The organism is Microcystis wesenbergii NRERC-220 (genome assembly GCF_032027425.1).
In the GTDB taxonomy this organism is placed as follows: Bacteria; Cyanobacteriota; Cyanobacteriia; order Cyanobacteriales; family Microcystaceae; genus Microcystis; species Microcystis wesenbergii_A.
In genome coordinates this window covers 3966765-3982387 of sequence record NZ_JAVSJA010000001.1, presented here as the reverse complement: position 1 = coordinate 3982387, position 15623 = coordinate 3966765, and the positions used below count along the sequence as shown (strand labels likewise).

Below are 15623 nucleotides of genomic sequence, written 5' to 3'. Positions count from 1 at the left end.
AGTAAACAGTAAACAGTAAACAGTAAACAGTATAAGTGAACTGAAAACTTACATCTGATAACTGATAACTGATAACTGATAACTGATTCAAGGCTGACGGCGGCAAGATAGCTTATCGCTAGATCATATTGATCAGGTTAAAAAAAGAGTGTGAATTAACACACTCTCAGCATATCGAAACAGCCAAAGTTTGGCAATAGATTAAATCTTTTCGGTTAGCTTAGTCAGAACGCGATTGGAACGTTCCACAAAAGCTTGCATTCCCTCGGCATCAAATCCTTTTTGAGCGATTACAGCTAAATCATAAACGTGCTGACAGAGCATTTTCGCTAATTGCGCTGATGGAGATTCGCCGCTACCGGTAACAATACTTCCCTGACTAATCTGGACAATCTGTTGAATGAGGGGATGATTAGTATTAATCATCAGAATATGTTCTTCGGGGAAAGCCATGGCTTTTTGTTGCATCATTGCCGTCATTTCCTGTAAGCGTCGCATCGCTTCTGGAAGTAAGACAATTGCCGGGGGAGTAGCTTGGGGATCATCGGATTTCAAGGCTTCAGTTTTGATATTGATGCGGGAATTATCGAGGGCTTTGGCGAAGATTTCTTTGATCAATTCAGCCCGGGTTTTATTACTGGCGGGATCGATAATTTCACTAGCTTGATCCTGTTCGAGCAGCGTCGAGTCTAATTCAGAATCAACCCGGGTGAATTTCACATCGGAGTATTCTCTTTCTAGGAAAGGAATAAAGTAATTAGTATCGATGAAAGAATCAAAGAAAAGGATTTCTAAGCCTTGATTTTTGTAGAGTTCAACGTAGGTGGATTGGCTACGAGGATCGGTACAGTAAAAAACTCGATTTTCGTGGCGTTCTTTATGGCGTTCTAGGTAGGCTTTGAGAGTAGTATAACCTTCCTGTTCGATCGCTTCTAGGGGAGTTTTCGCCGTTGCTTCTTGCCATGCGTCACCTTCGGCGGTTTGCACTGCCACTTGTACCGGGGTTTCTAGGGGTTTGTAGGTAGTCCGATAGATTAAAATATCTTCTACCTGCTGTTTAAATTTATCCTCTTTCAAGGAACCAAATTTAATAAAGGTTCCCACATCTCCCCAACAACGAATATATTCTTTTGCGTCTTCGTTATAGAGAGATTTGAGGCGATCAGCAATTTTTTTGGCAATAAAATCGGCAATGCGGCGAACGGTGCGATCTTTGGTTAAAGCACTTCGAGATACATTTAAAGGAATATCTGGACTATCGATAACTCCTCGCAAGGGTATCAGGAAATCGGGAATAATTTCCTCGCAATGATCGCTGACAAAAACCTGATTACAGAATAACTTTAATTGTCCTTTTGAGACATCTACATCCGGTCTGAGTTTGGGAAAATAAAGAATGCCATTGAGCAAGAAAGGATAATCGGTATTCAGATGTACCCAGAGTAAAGGTTCTTCTTGGAAAGGATAGAGATAACGATAGAATTCTAGGTAGTCTTCTTTCGTCAGATTTTGAGGAGATTCTTTCCATAAAGCCCGTTGTTGATTAATCACTTCCCCATCAATTTTAATGGGAACGAGCATAAAATCCGAGTAGGTTTTGACTAACTGGCGAATGCGGGCAGGTTCTAAATATTCCCCTTCCTCATCCATCAAAGTTAGGGTAATAGTCGTGCCGATTTGGCTGCGGGAAGAATCGGTTAATTCAAACTCTGGAGAACCATCACAAGACCAATGGACAGGGGTAGCACCTTCCTGATAGGAAAGAGTATCAATCTCTACCTTTTTAGCCACCATAAAAGCCGAATAGAAACCTAGGCCAAAATGACCGATTAAATCGTTGGCTGATTTTTGGTATTTATCGATAAATTCTTCCGCACTGGAAAAGGCAACTTGGTTAATATATTTCTTGATTTCTTCCCCCGTCATCCCGATTCCATTATCGGTAATTGATAGGGTACGATTTTCTTTATCGATGGCGAGATTAATTTCTGGTTCGGGTACTTCTCCTCTTGTTTCTCCTGCTAAGGAAGCCATTTTTAATTTCGAGATGGCATCAACACTATTAGATATCAATTCCCGCAGAAAAATTTCATGGTCAGTGTAGAGAGATTTTTTGATAATAGGGAAGATATTCTCGGTATGAATCGTGATATTACCTTTTTCGAGTACCGTCATACGTTCAATCACTAAGGGTTTGACTATTCTAACTTTTTTATTTTGCTCGATAATGGCACCATTGATCACAGAGCGATTGCCCAACTTCTTCTAGGGGGATAACCGTACCGATAAACGCATTTGACGGCAGCGGGTCGATTTCTAGAACTCGCTCGCAAAAATCAGGGGTAAGTGCCAGATTATCGGGGTTATCGATGACTTTTTGACTTTTGCAAGCGGTTGGTTGAGATTTGCCGATTGAGGGGGAATTGCAGTAAGCTAAGACGCATTTTAACCGCCTATCCTTAGATTAGCTGAATCTCCCCCCCCCCTTGCCTCTTGCAAGAGTGCCTCATCTCAATAAGCAATTTAAATGCGCGGGCAGCTTAGCTCTACTTTTCACTTTGCAGATATCCCTCAATCAAAATATCGGGATTGAGATAATTAACCGTGACATTTTCTAACTGTAAAGCTTGGCTCATTAACTGGAAACCTAAATCGCCCACGGCAGTAGGTGCTTGGATTCCCCCGATGATTTTGGGCGCGATAAAAGCGATAATTTTTTGTACCATGCCCTCAGCGATCGCTGCTGCGCTTAAACCGCCGCCGCACTCCCACAAAACCTGACAAAATCCCCTCTGATCAAGATTTTCCATCACTAAAGTGGGTGTCACCTCGGTTAGTTCGATCACTTCTACGCCTTTTGTTAATAATTGTTGCTTAAGCTTGACATTAGAATCAATTTGTGTATAGACAAGCGTGGGAAATTGACTGGTATCCCAAAGATGGGCGGAGGGGGGTAAATCGAGCGATCGAGTCATGACCACGCGCAGGGGATTATGATCGGAGAGGCCGTGAGTGGTTAGGTGAGGATTATCTTGACGGACAGTGCTACCGCCGACGATAATCGCATCACAGGCCGATCGCAGTTGATGGACTATTTGGCGAGAAGCGGGGCTAGTAATCCAAGTGCTATGACCGCTAGTAGCGGCAATTTTGCCATCGAGAGTCATGGCATATTTGAGGATACCGAAGGGTTTTTTAGCGGTGATGCGATGGATAAAACCCTGATTAAGTTGACGACATTCGGACTCCTCCACCCCCACCAGTGTCTCGATGCCTGCCGATGCTAATCTTTCAATGCCTTTCCCCGCCACCAGGGGATTAGGATCGATCATCCCCACCACCACTTTTTTAATGCCCGCTTGCATAATTGCCTCGCTACAGGGGGGAGTACGTCCATAGTGGTTACAGGGTTCAAGATTGACGTATAAAGTGGCACCACGCGCTTTTTCTGCTGCCTGTCTCAGGGCGAAAACTTCTGCATGGGGTTGTCCGGCCTCCGGGTGAAACCCTTCGCCGATAATTATACCCTCTTGAACGATCACAGCACCCACCAAAGGATTAGGAGAAGTCCGCCCCAAGCCTTGCCTAGCAAGGGTTAGACATCTTTGCATCATTGTGCGATCGAATTCCGTTGCCCGGTCCATTGTTTATTTCTCCAAATGAGGGGAGACTTTTCAGTGATTAGTAAACAGTAATCAGTGATCAGTGGGAAGCTTTTTTCAGTGATCAGTAAACAGTAAACAGTAATCAGTGAACTGAAAACTCACATCTGATAACTGATAACTGAATTATTGATCACTTCTCTACTATTGTTATTTTAAAGTGAAACGTATCAGAGGATACAGAAATCTCAAATAAAAAAAAACAAAGATCAAAAAACATTGACTACTCACACCTCAAGATAAATCCCTAGCTGTTTGGTCTTCTGAAATGATTGACCTCTGTTCCTAGGATTTAGCGTTTGAACGGACATAATTGCTCGGTAATTATTTTCAACAGTAATGAATCGACCTACTAACTCAAAAAAGTAAATGAATTAACGATGAAACGAATTGCTCGAAAATCTGGGGAACTTGTCGGTTTGTTACCGAAAATTAACCCTGTCTGGTTAGCCTGTGTTCCTTTGTCCGCGATTATTTTCGTGGTTTGGAACACAGCCGTACAGGCCCAAGATGCGAAACCCCTAACCCCCGAAGATGTCCAAAACGCCCTCAATACAATCTGGGTTTTAATTGCCTCCATCCTCGTGATCTTTATGAACGCAGGTTTTGCGATGCTAGAAACGGGATTCTGTCGCCAGAAAAACGCCGTTAACGTTCTCGCCAAAAACCTGATCGTTTTCGCCCTCTCCACCATATCATTTTGGGCGATCGGTTTCTCCCTGATGTTTGGGTCTGTCAGTAACGAATTTTTCGGTACGGGAGGTTGGTTCCTTAGCAGTAGCGATCCCGCCACCTACGTTATGCCCGCCTCTTTGCCCACCTCAGTGTTCTTCCTGTTCCAAGTAGCTTTCGCGGGAACGGCGGCAACCATTGTATCTGGGGCGGTGGCAGAACGGATTAAATTCACCGATTTCCTGGTTTTTAGCTTAATTATCGTCGGTATCATGTACCCGATCACCGGTCACTGGGTTTGGGGTGGCGGTTGGTTAGCCGACCTTGGTTTTAAAGACTTCGCCGGTTCGACGGTGGTTCACTCGGTCGGTGGTTGGTCTGCCTTAACGGGGGCGGCAATTCTCGGCCCGAGAATGGGTAAATACATCAACGGTCGCACCAGTGCCTTACCCGGCCATAACATGAGTATCGCGACCTTGGGTTGTTTAATTCTCTGGATTGGCTGGTTCGGTTTTAACCCCGGTTCTGCTTTAGCGGTTAATGAAACTGTACCCTATATCGCTGTCACCACTAACCTCGCCGGGGCCGCGGGCGGCATTGCCGCTACCTTTACCGCTTGGGCGAAAGATGGTAAACCCGACCTTTCGATGATTATTAACGGTATTCTCGCCGGTTTAGTAGCGGTTACTGCCAGTTGTGATGGTGTATCCTATTGGTCGGCCTTAATTATCGGTTTAATTGCTGGTGTGGTCGTGGTTTACTCGGTGGCTTTCTTCGATAAGCTGGAAATTGATGACCCCGTGGGTGCGACTTCCGTTCACCTCGTCTGTGGTGTGTTTGGAACTTTAGCCGTGGGTATCTTCAACAAAGATGCGGGTTTAATCACCGGTCAATTCCAACTGTTTATTAACCAAATTATCGGGATTGTAGCAGTAGGGGCCTTTACCCTGATTGTTAGTGGTATTGTTTGGACAATCCTCAAGGCTACCCTCGGTATTCGTGTTACTCCCGAAGAAGAAATGGAAGGTTTGGATGTGGGTGAACACGGAATGGAAGCCTATAGCGGTTTCGTCAAGGAGTCCGATATCGTTGCCGGCGGCCATTATGCTTCCAGTGTTGACATGGAAACGCCTAGCACTCGTTAGGGTAAACCTTGTAAAGATAGATTAATTAGATACCCGACAAAGTTAAAGAGAAAAGGAAGAAGGCCTCGCCCCGATGCGATCGGTGGCTATAATTGCCTTCTAAACCTTTTCTCTTTCGGTTTTTGTCTCTTTACGGACAGAAAAAATTAATCTTGCTACTAACCACCAACCGACAATGAAAAAGATCGTAGGAATAACCATACTTTTGCTGGGACTGGGATTCAATTGCGGAGTTGCCCCAGTTTTTGCGGAAACCATCGCCGCAGCTCCCCCCAATCCGATTAGTGCTGGAGATACCGCTTGGATGCTGATCTCGTCGGCCTTAGTTTTATTAATGACCCCCGGACTGGCTTTTTTTTATGGGGGTTTAGTGCGTTCGCGTAACGTCCTCAACACCATGATGATGAGTTTGGTGGCCATGGGCGTCATCGGTGTAACTTGGGTGCTGTGGGGTTATAGTCTCGCTTTCGATGTCACCCCGGGTAAAAGTGGTTTTGGCGAGGGAATTGAAGCTTTTATCGGGGGACTAGATTGGATTTTTCTTAACGGTGTCACCGCGGCCACACCTGACAATATCGGTTATGCACCCACCGTTCCCCATCAAGTGTTTATGGTCTATCAGATGATGTTCGCCATCATCACCCCGGCTTTAATTTCGGGTGCGATCGTGGAACGGGTCAACTTTAAAGCCTATTTTTGGTTTTTACTGCTTTGGTCCACCTTTATCTATTCTCCCCTAGCTCACTGGGTTTGGGGTAAGGGTTGGTTGGCAGCCACTGGGGCGCTGGATTTCGCCGGTGGAACCGTTGTTCACATTAGTTCCGGGATTTCCGCACTGGTGGCCGCCTGGATGATCGGTCCGCGGCGTAGTTTTGGTGTCCAAACCTATGCACCCCATAATGTGCCTTTTGTTCTCCTAGGTATCGGTTTACTCTGGTTCGGTTGGTTTGGTTTTAACGGGGGTAGTGCGCTTTCCTCTAGTTCCCTGGCCACGACAGCTTTTGTTAATACCAGTATCGCAGCTTCGGCTGGTGGTTTGACATGGATGCTTATAGAATGGATTTTACGGGGTAAACCGACGGCGATCGGTATTGCTAGTGGATTTTTAGGGGGATTAGTCGGTATAACTCCGGCTGCCGGCTATGTACTGCCGATTGGGGCGATTCTCATTGGTTCGATCACTGCCCTTACCTGTTTTTTTGCGGTTAGTCTGCGGGCAAAATTGCGCTTTGATGATTCTTTGGATACCTATCCCGTCCATGGTGTCGGCGGGACCATAGGGGCGCTGCTTACGGGGCTTTTTGCCACAAAATCGGTTAATTCAGCCGGAAATGATGGTTTATTTTTTGGGAATCCGGGGTTACTGTGGACGCAATTTGTTGGCGTTGCCGCTACTTATATCTTTGCGGCCGTGGGTACTTTTGTTATCCTGAAAGTTCTCAGTCTATTTATGGAGCTGCGGGTTAAACCGAATACGGAAGCAGAAGGGTTAGATGTTCCTGAACACGGAGAGGAAGCCTACGGACGGGAATTCGAGTTTGGTAGCAGCTTTTCCTACCAAGAAAATTCTCCGACCACAAATCCTCGAGAAAATTATTAGCGATTCCAATCAGCTATCAGTCTGGCTAACAGAGGCGAAATTTCGTCTCTGTGAAACTGGGCGGAACAATCAAGAAAAGGAACGGGTCTGTTTCTAGGTGAGTTTAAATTTCAACCCCTCACACATTACGCCAATACCAGCGAGTAACATCGGTTAAAAACTGTTTGACTCTGGGAGGAGGGGTTATTTTTAATCCTAGCCATTGATAGGGAAGTTCTCCATATACATGATATTTCTTAGAGATGTTCATATTCGTCGGTAACTCCATTCCCCAGCGTTTAAAACTAGCGGCGCAATTTTCTGTGATTTCACCGCGACTGGTGCTTTCCCCATACACAGCTATATTATTCTCCACAATTAATTGTCTTTCTCCCACTAATTTTGTGTGTTTAAAACTATCCATTTCCTTAGCTACAAATGGTCGATCAGGAAAACTTTCAAAAATTCTTCTCAAAGCTTTTACTCTGATGAATTGATGAGACCAGACACTCTGGAGAATATCTGCTTGAGAAAATACTGTTTCTCGTAAAACTACTTGCTTTTTAGGCGTGAGAATCTTGACTCCTTCTTGGATAAATTTGTCGCTTTTAAAGTAACCACCTTTACGGTTGCGCACGAATAAAACTGCTATTAGATCGGAATCGGCGTTATTGATAACAAAATTGTAGATATCATTAACTGCTTCTTCTTGAATTCGTATCAGATAATTATCATCCATGCACCAATAAATCCATTCTTCGTCAGGCAAGTCTTTTAAGAGATTTAAAACCGTGTCCTTAATCTTGGAACAATCCATCGGAATTAACTCCACTTTATCGCCATATTTTGCCAAGTTCTCAGGATAATCGCCGTAGGGAACCCGAAAAGTAAAAGGATTACTCGGCCACCATTTTTGATAAGTATAAATCATGTGATCGGCAAATTTAATGTACTTATCGCAGGTTAAAACGATCGCTTTCATAAATGATTCTTCGTCCTGAATAGTTTTTTAGTTTTAGCTGTTATCGCTACAGAGGGGCTAATTACACTAAATCCTGTTTAAAAGGTATAGGGGAGCAGCGGAGCAGGGAGCAGGGAGCAGGGAGAAGGGAGTGGGGAGAAACAATCCATAACTTGTGAGTTAATCACACTATTAAAAACGGATTTGGTATTATGGGATTCTTACCCACCAACATACAGCAAAGCTGTCCATTTGTCAAGACTTTTCGCATCCTAGGGTTGAAAAAACAGAGAGCGGCACTCAAGAAAGCTTTTTATTCTCTCCATCAACTGGCAATTTTAGCGATTCTTACCGACAATAATCAAGAAATTTGTAAGCCAGCTAACTCAGCAATTGTGTAGGTGGGTCTGCCTTTAACTTCCTCGTAAATTCTGCCGATATATTCTCCTAGTATTCCGATGCTAATTAGCTGCACAGAACCCAGAAAAAATATAGCGATCATAATCGTGGCAAAACCCGTGATCGGTGAGTCGGGTTGCTGTAAACGCCAATATAATACTAACAGAGCCATAATCAAAGATATCAGGGCAGAAAATAATCCTAGATAGGTGGCAAAACGTAAGGGGACACGGGAAAAAGATACTAGGCTATTAATAGCTAAAGATAATGATTTGCTAAAGGTATATTTTACTTCCCCGGCAAAGCGCGCATCCCGCTCAAATTTAACCGCAGTTTGTGGAAAGCCAATCCAAGCGCGCAACCCACGAATATAACGATTTCTTTCTGGGAGAGAATTTAATAGATCTACTACCTGACGATCCATTAAACAAAAGTCTCCTGTATCGGCGGGAATATCCACATCAGCGAGTCTTTTAAGCAAACGATAAAAGAGATAGGCCGTCAGTTTTTTAAACCAACTTTCTTGTTTTCTCTTGGTTCTTTGGGCATAAACTACTTGATACCCCTCTTGCCATTTTTCAATCATTTGGGGAATTAATTCGGGCGGATCTTGCAGGTCGGCATCCAAAACAATAATTACTTGTCCTCGGCAAAAATTAAGTCCAGCAGTTACCGCCGCTTGATGACCAAAATTGCGGGCGAAACTGATATAACATACTCGTGAATCAGCTTTGTGCAGTTCTCGCAGCAGTTTTAAGGAACTATCTTTACTACCATCATTTACTAGGATTAATTCTACCGCCCCATCTAAATTATTCATGACAGCACTCACCCGGCGATACAGTTCGTCAATAGTTTCTTCTTCGTTATAGATGGGAACAATCAGGGAATATTTTAGCATTTGCATAATAATATTTGATCGGTAATTGATTGAAAAAAATCGATTTAATACCAGTTTTTTCCCCCTGTGTTTAATAAGTGTCTTAGGTTCAATATTCTAACAGAAGTATAATTTTGTCAAAATGAAAACCCGATGAGCTAACGATTTACCTCCCGTCCTCTCACTCCTAACTCGAAGAATTTCCCTATCAATATCTTTACTTATTGAAGAAACTCCTCGATCGCCTGTACCGTCTCTTCCGGTGCTTCTTCCGGTAAAAAATGACCACTGGCGATCGCTTGTCCGGTGACTTGATTAGCTCGCTGCTGCCAAAGAGCAATCACATCGTATTGACGTGCAATGAAACCTTTTTTTCCCCAAAGAACCAAGAGGGGGGAGGAAATTTTCCGGTCTAAATCCTGACGATCATGCTCTAAATCGATGGTAGCGGCGGCCCGATAATCGGCACAAGTGGCGGTTATCGTCCTTAAATCTCGAAAACAACGCCGATATTCCCCCAAAGCTTCCTCTGTAAAAGCGCTAAAATCTCGGCCCCAACTTTGCAAGCAATGTTGCAGATAATAATCGGGATTAGCGGCGATCAGGGTTTCGGGAAAAGGGGAAGGCTGAATCAAGAAAAACCAATGATAGTAGGCAGTGGCAAAAGTTTTATCAGTCGCCTCGTACATCGCCAGCGTTGTGGCTATATCGAGTAAAACGAGTTTTTTGACCTTTTCGGGAAAATCAAGGGCGAGACGGTGGGAAACTCGCGCCCCTCGATCGTGGCCGATTAGATAAAATTCCTGATAACCCAATTTTTCCATCAGCAACACCTGATCGAGGGCCATGACTCGCTTGCAGTAATTGCTAGAATCCTCTAGGGGTAAGGGTTTATCGCTATCCCCGTAGCCGCGCAGATCCGTGGCGATCACCGTAAAATTAGCCGCTAATCGGGGGGCGATTTTATGCCACATTTGATGGGTTTGGGGATAACCATGCAGCAAAAGCAGCGGAAAACCGCGCCCACCTTTGATACCATTGATAGTAATGCCATTAACTTCTAGTTGAAATTTCCGAAAATTTGTCAGCATTTTTGCCTCCTGTCACCTTGGGGAAAGATAATTGCATCATCTGGCAAAAGTGACCCAATCAGTAAAGTTTTTTCACTATAGCCGCTCAAGCCGCTGCTTTTCTGGTAGATTAAAACCATTGGGTTGCTCAAAAATCAACGAGTTAAGCAGTAATTTGATTATGATCTCGATTATCTATTCCGATGAATTTCTCGATCACGATACAGGTATTTACCATCCCGAAAAAGCGGCGCGTTTAACGGCAATTGTCGAGGCTTTAAAACAAACAGAATGGCAGTCAAAATTAACATGGCATTTACCGACACCGCTCGAAATTCGTGAGGAAGTAATCCCTTTGATTAAACAAGTTCATAATCAAGATTATGTTGATATATTGCGGCGAATTTGTCAACGGGGTGGGGGAAGATTGGATGCAGATACTCCCGTTTCTGCCCGTAGTTACGATGTGGCGTTACTAGCGGTTAGTGGCTGGTTAGATGGAGTCGATCGAGTCTTATCCACCGGCGATCCTGCCTTTATTTTAGCCCGTCCTCCCGGGCATCATGCCACTTCTAATTATGGCATGGGTTTCTGTCTGTTTTCTAATGCTGCTATTGCCGCCTATTATGCTTTAGAAAACAAAAGAGTGCAAAAAGTAGCGATTCTTGATTGGGACGTGCATCACGGCAATGGCACCCAGGATATAGTCGAAAATCATCCCCAGATTGCCTATTGTTCCCTCCATCAATTCCCCTTTTATCCCGGCACGGGAGAAGCGCGAGAAACCGGGGAGTTTAATAATGTTTTGAATATTCCCTTACTGGCGGGAAGTACGATTAAAGATTATCAAGAACATTTTGAGGGGCAAGTCATACCTTTTCTGAAAAATTTTCAACCGGATTTAGTGATTGTTAGTGCTGGATATGATGCCAATCAAGCGGATCCTCTGGCGGGAATTTGTTTACACCCACAGGATTATGGAATTTTAACCAAATACCTCTTAAGTCTCAATAAACCGCTGCTTTTCGGCTTAGAAGGCGGTTATGATTTAGAAACTTTAGCGGCTTCCGTCGTCGCCACCTTAGAAGCTTTGCTCTGATCCTAATCCGGGTAATCGTTACATTTCTTTAAAAAGATTGCTAACAAAGTGATCTAATGCGGTAAGGTAAACGATCGATAGAAAAAAACCCTTGACCTAGTTGCCTTTTAAGATTATGAACTCGCTTGCACCACACCTCAAAGCCAAAGCCCTCAAGCCCAATAGTCGTCGTCCTGCCAAAGAATTGTGTAGCGAGTGCGGACTTTGTGACACTTATTACATTCACTACGTTAAAGAAGCTTGTGCTTTTATCCATCAACAAATTGCCGATTTAGAAGCAGCAGCACACGGCAAAAGTCGCGACTTAAATCAGGAAAATGATCTCTATTTTGGTGTTCATCAAGAGATGATGGCTGCCAAGAAAAAACAAGCTATCCCCGGGGCGCAATGGACAGGAATCGTCAGTACAATTGCCTGTGAAATGCTCGATCGTGGTTTAGTAGAAGGGGTGGTTTGTGTGCAGAATACCGCCGAGGATCGCTTTCAACCGCAGCCGATTCTCGCCCGTACTACGGAAGAAATTCTCGCCGCTAAAGTCAATAAACCGACTCTTTCTCCCAATTTATCAGTCCTAGAAGAAATTGAAAAATCAGGCATGAAACGGTTATTAGTTATCGGAGTTGGTTGTCAAATTCAAGCCCTAAGAGCAGTAGAAAAAAAATTAGGCTTAGAAAAGTTATATGTCTTAGGAACTCCCTGCGTCGATAATGTCACCCGCTCAGGACTGCAAAAGTTTCTAGAAACTACCAGTCGTTCCCCAGAAACCGTGGTTCATTACGAATTTATGCAGGATTTTCGGGTACACTTTAAACACGAAGACGGCTCGATGGAAATGGTTCCCTTTTTTGGCTTAAAGACTAATAAATTAAAAGATGTTTTTGCCCCTTCCTGTATGACTTGTTTTGATTATGTTAACTCCCTTGCCGATTTGGTTGTGGGCTATATGGGCGCACCTTTTGGCTGGCAATGGATTGTCGTTCGTAATGATACGGGCAAGGAAATGTTAGAGTTAGTTAAAGATCAATTAAATACCCAAGATGTTATGTCTAGTGGTGATAGAAAACAGGCGGTACAAAATAGCATTCCTGCCTACGATAAAGGTGTAACCTTGCCGATGTGGGCGGCAAAAATGATGGGAGTAGTCATTGAAAAAATCGGGCCTAAAGGTCTAGAATATGCTCGCTTTTCCATCGATTCTCACTTTACCCGTAATTACCTTTATGTTAAACGTAATTATCCTGAAAAATTAGCGGCTCATGTTCCTGAATATGCTAAAAAGATTGTGGAAAAGTATAAATTGCCCGATTAATTAGGGTATGCAGAAAAAGTAGGGGCGCAGCATTCAGATAGGAAATCTACGGTTTCAGCGATAGGTTATCATCCGAATGCTTCGCCCTGACTTCGACAATCTCTTATCAGTTATCAGTTATCAGTTATCAGTTATCAGTTATCAGTTATCAGTGAGCAGTGAGCAGTGATTAATTCAATCATAGTCGATGATGGTGGGTTACTGGACTAGGTAATAGGTGTAGGGGTAATTCATGAATTACCCCTACAATAACGTTTGTCTGGATGTTGTTAAAATTTCTCTTGACAAAGGCGACTTGACATGATATTATATTCATAATGGAAAATCCCTGCGCCTACAAACCCTATTTTCCAAAGCATTTAAACTCTATCTTGATTCTACTTGCCAGAGTTGCGACAACATAGTTTTAAATTCTCCATAATCGTTTGAGTATGGGGATGATTTTCCCCTAATCCTTCTCTGAAAATATTAATCGCTTCTAGATAGAGAGGTTCCGCTTCTGTGTACCTGTCTTGGGAATGGTACAATAGTCCTAAATTATTGAGAGATACCAATTTTCATAACTAAGATTGGGAATATTTTGAAAATGCTTAATGTTAGCTGTAATCAGAGTATAATCGCAATAAATAGCAGTCGCAGCAATAAACAAATCAATCGGGGTAATTAGTTGTCCTTTTATTCTAAGATTAACGTATATTTGAGTAGCTATATCACTAATTTCACGATCATAACCAATTACTTCACTGAATTCTACAAGACGTTCAAATTGTTGTTGTTGATTTCGTGCATCTTTATACAATAAACCACTTTTAATCTCGTAATAGGTAAAGATTGAAAATGATACATAAGTATAGTGTTGTCGAGAGATGCGGAATTGTTCAATTACTGTGGGATTGCCTCGTAAAAAATTAAGAGAGGATATTGGTATCAAGTAATGCTTGTTTCATAAGTCATTTATCCGTTTTAAATCGAGTTGACGATTAGCTTCTGCTTCTTCGACAATCTCTTGCATAGTATTTTCTATATCTGCTGCCATACCAGCAAATTCCATAAAGTCAACGTCTGGATGTTTTGTTTTTATAGATTGGACAAAATGCAGGATTTCTGGCAGCAGAGAAATGGGAGTTGTTTCAATTTCTTTAATAAGTTCTTCTTTGAGTGTCATAGCTTTATCAGTTATCAGTGATTAATTCAATTATAGTCCATTCCATAATTATACTATAAGGGCTACGTTCATCTTATATTTAATTACACCCACCTACTGAGAGGTTCAATAAGCATCTTTTCGATGAATACTACTCAATATGATAATCAGCATTTCTTGATCTTGAATTCTATAAATGATGCGATAATCCCCGATTCTAATTCGGTAGGTGTCATCATATCCTTTGAGTTTCTTGACTCCGCTAGGACGAGGTGTATCGGTAAGTAGTCTAATGGCAGTAATTAAGCGTTCGCGTTGTTGTTTGGGTAAGTTGTTTAGTTGTTTTTGAACTGGTTTCGGAATAATAACTCTGTAGTTCACGCTTGAGTTGCCTCATATTCTTCGAGGGTTAGATAGTCTCCTGCTTGATAAGCTGATTCAGAAGCGATTATGTTAGCTTGCTCTTCTTCTGTAATTTCTATTTCAGTATGTCGTTCTTTGATAAAGAGCAAAAAGTCAAGTAATTGAGTCAAAAGGGTGTCGGGTGTCTGCTCGATTTCTTTAATAAGTTGTTCTTTGAGTGTCATAGCTTTATCAGTTATCAGTGATTAATTCAATCATAGTCGATGATAGGTGGTGGGTTACGAGGGATTGTTAGCTTCAAGTCAAAGCAGAAATTTTTGCCGTCTAACTACGTTTTACTTATCACTAGGTAATAGGTGTAGGGGTAATTCATGAATTACCCCGACAATGGGTTAATTCATGAATTAACCCTACTCTCTACTCGCGCTTAGAAATTAATTGAATGGAAACCCCCGCGTAGGCGGGAATACCTGTGCTACAACAGCTTACCCCTAGAGTTTACGCGATAAGGCACCCAATGAACCCACCGCTAACAGTCCTAAAATGGTACTAGGTTCGGGAGTGGTAAGCTGCCCGCGCATTTAAATTGCTTGTTGAGACGAGGCAAGAGGCACTCTTGCAAGAGGCAACAGTAAAGGGATTGGGGGAGATTCGGCTAATCTTAAGAATAAGCGCTTTAAATGCGTCTTAGCTTAGTCGGATTACTAGCTGGAGTCACTTTGAGTTCAGACCATTGAATAAGATCATTAGTACCATCCGTGCCAAAAATTACGGAAAAGGAAACAGTTTGTCCCGCAGCAACGGTAAATTGATTACTAAAATTTCTTAATCCGGTTGAAAAAGGCGAGTTTTCCACCGAACTTGAACTTCCATTGCTTAAGGTAAAGCTTTCATCACCATCTAGCGATTCAATATAACCAATAGTGTAAGAGGTGAGTTGAACTGCACTAGAAAAGGTCAGGTTAAAGCTGGTAGTTGTCGCTCCCAAAAAACTATCACCAGCCAATACAACAACACCATCACCATCCGCAAAAAAAGAACCTCGTGGCTGGTTATTGGATATGGTCAAGGTAATGCCATCAACTGTTTTAGTGATAGAGGATAAACCGTTATCACCTGCACCGAAGGTAAAAACGGCAGCCTGAGCAGAGTTATTGATGGTCAAGGCGAGAGGGACAAGGGTAACACCGAGTCCAAAGGTGGCCAATTTGGCAATATTCAAGATCTTCATCGTTTTATGGACAATTAAATAGATAAAGTGAGAATATTCTACCCCCCCCCGCATTTTGTCAAGATATCTGTTTTTTTGACCTAAATACCCGACATTTTAGGTAATTTCA

16 protein-coding genes are annotated in these 15623 nt (G+C 42.8%); 4 read left to right on the top strand and 12 right to left on the bottom strand.

Features of this window, described 5'->3' with window-relative positions; all coding sequences use genetic code 11:
• Positions 1-201: 201 nt before the first annotated feature.
• Positions 202-2175, bottom strand: a complete 1974-nt coding sequence (gene htpG / locus RAM70_RS19265; protein WP_045359359.1) for a molecular chaperone HtpG — start codon at positions 2173-2175, stop codon at positions 202-204.
• Between the two features lie 371 nt (positions 2176-2546).
• Positions 2547-3644 carry a bifunctional diaminohydroxyphosphoribosylaminopyrimidine deaminase/5-amino-6-(5-phosphoribosylamino)uracil reductase RibD gene (ribD, locus tag RAM70_RS19260; protein ID WP_045359166.1) on the bottom strand — a complete coding sequence of 366 codons (1098 nt, stop codon included), beginning with the start codon at positions 3642-3644 and terminating at the stop codon, positions 2547-2549.
• A gap of 398 nt (positions 3645-4042) precedes the next feature.
• On the opposite strand from ribD, the gene RAM70_RS19255 reads away from it, so the two are divergent.
• Together RAM70_RS19255 and RAM70_RS19250 are read left to right on the top strand one after the other, a co-directional pair.
• Positions 4043-5479, top strand: a complete 1437-nt coding sequence (locus RAM70_RS19255) for an ammonium transporter (RefSeq protein ID WP_312675160.1) — start codon at positions 4043-4045, stop codon at positions 5477-5479.
• A gap of 175 nt (positions 5480-5654) precedes the next feature.
• Positions 5655-7079 carry an ammonium transporter gene (locus RAM70_RS19250; RefSeq protein WP_312675158.1) on the top strand — a complete coding sequence of 475 codons (1425 nt, stop codon included), beginning with the start codon at positions 5655-5657 and terminating at the stop codon, positions 7077-7079.
• 118 nt (positions 7080-7197) lie between these two features.
• Here the strand turns inward: RAM70_RS19250 and RAM70_RS19245 are convergent, their stop codons facing one another.
• The 3 genes from RAM70_RS19245 to RAM70_RS19235 form a co-directional block, all read right to left on the bottom strand.
• Positions 7198-8040, bottom strand: coding sequence for a hypothetical protein (locus RAM70_RS19245; protein ID WP_312675156.1), 843 nt, complete (start codon positions 8038-8040; stop codon positions 7198-7200).
• Positions 8041-8380: 340 nt separating this feature from the next.
• Positions 8381-9319 carry a glycosyltransferase family 2 protein gene (locus RAM70_RS19240; protein WP_312675954.1) on the bottom strand — a complete coding sequence of 313 codons (939 nt, stop codon included), beginning with the start codon at positions 9317-9319 and terminating at the stop codon, positions 8381-8383.
• Between the two features lie 200 nt (positions 9320-9519).
• Positions 9520-10389 (bottom strand): alpha/beta fold hydrolase, encoded by an 870-nt coding sequence (locus tag RAM70_RS19235; protein WP_312675155.1) that lies wholly within the window; start codon positions 10387-10389, stop codon positions 9520-9522.
• A gap of 160 nt (positions 10390-10549) precedes the next feature.
• Here RAM70_RS19235 and RAM70_RS19230 point away from each other — a divergent pair, with 160 nt between their 5' ends.
• Both RAM70_RS19230 and RAM70_RS19225 read left to right on the top strand, forming a co-directional pair.
• Positions 10550-11467, top strand: coding sequence for a histone deacetylase family protein (locus tag RAM70_RS19230; protein ID WP_045359355.1), 918 nt, complete (start codon positions 10550-10552; stop codon positions 11465-11467).
• Positions 11468-11582: 115 nt separating this feature from the next.
• A complete protein-coding gene (locus tag RAM70_RS19225) occupies positions 11583-12776 on the top strand; it encodes a Coenzyme F420 hydrogenase/dehydrogenase, beta subunit C-terminal domain (protein WP_312675154.1) in 1194 nt (397 codons plus the stop codon).
• A gap of 377 nt (positions 12777-13153) precedes the next feature.
• On the opposite strand, the gene RAM70_RS19220 is transcribed toward RAM70_RS19225, so the two are convergent.
• The 7 genes from RAM70_RS19220 to RAM70_RS19190 all read right to left on the bottom strand — a co-directional run bounded on the left by RAM70_RS19220 (position 13154) and on the right by RAM70_RS19190 (position 15505).
• Positions 13154-13330 (bottom strand): tetratricopeptide repeat protein, encoded by a 177-nt coding sequence (locus RAM70_RS19220; RefSeq protein ID WP_312675152.1) that lies wholly within the window; start codon positions 13328-13330, stop codon positions 13154-13156.
• A complete protein-coding gene (locus RAM70_RS19215) occupies positions 13309-13707 on the bottom strand; it encodes a type II toxin-antitoxin system VapC family toxin (protein ID WP_312675150.1) in 399 nt (132 codons plus the stop codon). The genes RAM70_RS19220 and RAM70_RS19215 overlap by 22 nt, the downstream gene beginning before the upstream one ends.
• Positions 13708-13719: 12 nt before the next feature.
• Positions 13720-13941, bottom strand: coding sequence for a hypothetical protein (locus tag RAM70_RS19210; RefSeq protein ID WP_002780223.1), 222 nt, complete (start codon positions 13939-13941; stop codon positions 13720-13722).
• 105 nt (positions 13942-14046) lie between these two features.
• Positions 14047-14301 carry a type II toxin-antitoxin system RelE family toxin gene (locus tag RAM70_RS19205; protein ID WP_150976926.1) on the bottom strand — a complete coding sequence of 85 codons (255 nt, stop codon included), beginning with the start codon at positions 14299-14301 and terminating at the stop codon, positions 14047-14049.
• Positions 14298-14507, bottom strand: coding sequence for a hypothetical protein (locus RAM70_RS19200; RefSeq protein ID WP_002738788.1), 210 nt, complete (start codon positions 14505-14507; stop codon positions 14298-14300). The genes RAM70_RS19205 and RAM70_RS19200 overlap by 4 nt, the downstream gene beginning before the upstream one ends.
• Positions 14508-14774: 267 nt before the next feature.
• Positions 14775-14864, bottom strand: a complete 90-nt coding sequence (locus RAM70_RS19195) for a PEP-CTERM sorting domain-containing protein (protein ID WP_312675145.1) — start codon at positions 14862-14864, stop codon at positions 14775-14777.
• Positions 14865-14959: 95 nt separating this feature from the next.
• Complete coding sequence (locus tag RAM70_RS19190; protein WP_312675144.1) at positions 14960-15505, bottom strand: hypothetical protein; 546 nt, start codon at positions 15503-15505, stop codon at positions 14960-14962.
• Positions 15506-15623 lie beyond the last annotated feature (118 nt).